Below are 1176 nucleotides of genomic sequence, written 5' to 3'. Positions count from 1 at the left end.
TTGGGAACGCGTTTCGCGCACAACGTGAGAGGAATCGTACCTGCCTGTAAATCGATCGACGGACGCCGCATTGGCTGTGACCGGCGACAAACCAAGGAGCACTCTTATGGAACTGGGATTTATCGGACTCGGTAAGATGGGGATGAACATGGTGACGCGCCTTCGGCGCGACCAACACCGCGTCGTAGCCTACGACCGCTCGAGCGACTTGATCAAACAGGCCGAGGTCCAGGGTTGCATCGGTTCTTCGTCCCTGACCGATCTGATCGGTAAGCTCAGCGCTCCACGTGCCGTCTGGATCATGGTTCCATCCGGCGCCCCCACCGAAGAAACCATCCAGGCCGTTGCTGCATTGTTGCAACCAGGTGACACCATCGTGGACGGTGGAAATACCAGGTTTCATGACGATGTCCGGCGGGCTGCCGAGCTCAAGAAAAAAGGCATTCACTATGTTGATGCGGGAACCAGTGGAGGGATCTGGGGACTGAAAGTCGGCTATTGTCTCATGGTCGGCGGAGAAGACGCAGCCGTCAAACGGCTTGAGCCGGTGTTCAAGACCTTGGCACCTGAAAACGGCTGGGCCCATGTCGGCGCGGCCGGTGCCGGGCACTATGTGAAGATGGTGCACAACGGCATCGAGTACAGCATGATGCAAGGCTATGCCGAAGGATTTGAGCTGATGTCGAAGAGCGAATACAAGCTGGACTTGGCGCGAGTGGCCGATCTCTGGATGCACGGAAGTGTCGTCCGGTCCTGGTTGCTGGAACTGGCCGCGGGCGCGCTCAAGGACGATCAAAAGCTGGAAAAACTCAAGGGGTACGTGCAAGATTCCGGCGAAGGCCGCTGGATGATCGCCGATGCCATCGAGAAGGATGTGCCGGTACCCACCCTCACGACAGCGCTCTTTACGCGGTTTCGCTCGCGGCAGGACGAATCGTTTGCTGAAAAGATGCTGGCGGCCTTGCGAAACGCATTTGGTGGCCACTCGGTCCGACGGTAATGGTCTGGCCTCATTGAGGAGATCCTGATGACTCACGCGAATAGTCAACGAATCGATATGCACCCCACGCAGGAACCACTGCCGCCGGTCGAGCCTTGCACCCTGGTCATTTTCGGAGGTTCAGGCGACTTGGCTCGTCGGCGATTGATCCCGGCAGTCTACAATCTCCTCCTCGA

2 protein-coding genes are annotated in these 1176 nt (G+C 58.1%); both read left to right on the top strand.

Going from position 1 to position 1176, the window contains the following annotated elements:
- Positions 1–106: 106 nt before the first annotated feature.
- On the top strand, positions 107–1000 hold the full coding sequence (gnd, locus tag HZB34_16875; GenBank protein MBI5317637.1) for a decarboxylating 6-phosphogluconate dehydrogenase: 894 nt from the start codon (positions 107–109) through the stop codon (positions 998–1000).
- Positions 1001–1027: 27 nt separating this feature from the next.
- Positions 1028–1176: hypothetical protein (locus HZB34_16870; GenBank protein MBI5317636.1), on the top strand; the 149-nt coding region annotated here is incomplete at its 3' end.

Source organism: Nitrospirota bacterium (genome assembly GCA_016219645.1).
Lineage (GTDB): Bacteria > Nitrospirota > Nitrospiria > Nitrospirales > Nitrospiraceae > Palsa-1315.
The sequence above is the reverse complement of the archived record's forward strand: the minus strand, read 5'-3'. Positions and strand labels throughout refer to the sequence as shown.